The sequence below is a fragment of the Vibrio olivae genome (genome assembly GCF_042428525.1).
Taxonomy (GTDB): Bacteria; Pseudomonadota; Gammaproteobacteria; order Enterobacterales; family Vibrionaceae; genus Vibrio; species Vibrio olivae.
The window spans coordinates 1-937 of sequence record NZ_JBHMEP010000055.1; the positions used below are offsets into that span (position 1 = coordinate 1).

The following is a 937-nucleotide window of genomic DNA, read 5'->3' on the forward strand; positions in this document are numbered from 1 at the left end:
TTACAGGTATCCCCGTTTATGATGAACGCCCCGGAAACATTCGACGAATACCCGGAGTTGTGGGATATTGCGTTGACGATGTACACCAATACGCAGAATTACGGGTTGAATTGCGAAATAACCGTTGGTTGCGACCTAACGGATTTTATCATTAAGGAAAGGCAGATTTTCCAAACGGTTATCCAACGACAGGTCGCCGCAATCATGTTGCGCACGTTGGCAATGAACCCCGATGTTAAGGTAAACCGGAACCAAGTAAACGCAACCCGGTTGGAAATTCTTTACGAATTGGACGGCAACGTTGAGGGTCGCCCCGGAGGTTTGGGTTATGACCTTAAAAAAGCATACGAGGCGTTGCGGTTGGATACGCAGGGTATCGACCGTATTTGCCTTACTTGTAATAACCACGGCGTAAAATACCGGACAACGTAAGATTATGGCGGGGTTAAAGTCAATACAGGATTTACGCAACCGGGTTGCCACGTTCAACAACGGGTTATCGTCCGGCGCATACATTCAACAAATCATTTGGGACAATGACGCCTATATTGTTGATATGAACGCCGAGGAACAATTGTTTGAACAGGGTATTAACCGTTTGGGCGTGGATATTATGGATTACGCCCCGTATTCGCCGTTGACGATAGCCATAAAGGAGGAAAAGGGACAACCGACAAACCGGGTAACGTTACGGGATACCGGGGATTTTGAAGCGTCGTTTTTTTTGGAAGTCGGCGACAAACAGTTTGAAATAAAAGCGTCGGATTTCAAAACGGAGGACTTAATAAAAAAGTACGGGCGGCAAATATTGGGATTGACGGACGAAAATATTGCGGCGTTGATTTGGCAATATATATTCCCGGACTTAATGAAGAAAGCAAAAAACGTATTATATGGCAACGAATAAGAGAACAACCCCTATTATCCCCAACCCGGT

The 937-nt window shown here is 45.6% G+C and carries 2 protein-coding genes; both read left to right on the plus strand.

Annotated features, from left to right (window positions below; all coding sequences use genetic code 11):
- Positions 1-432: hypothetical protein (locus tag ACFFUV_RS23435; protein ID WP_390198346.1), on the plus strand; the 432-nt coding region annotated here is incomplete at its 5' end.
- A 4-nt stretch (positions 433-436) separates the two neighbouring features.
- Positions 437-907, plus strand: coding sequence for a hypothetical protein (locus ACFFUV_RS23440; RefSeq protein WP_178572474.1), 471 nt, complete (start codon positions 437-439; stop codon positions 905-907).
- Positions 908-937 lie beyond the last annotated feature (30 nt).

Bases quoted from the DNA above. Each gene is read 5' to 3' on its own strand.
- ACFFUV_RS23440 (WP_178572474.1), top strand. From the start codon at position 437: ATGGCGGGGTTAAAGTCAATACAGGATTTACGCAACCGGGTTGCCACG.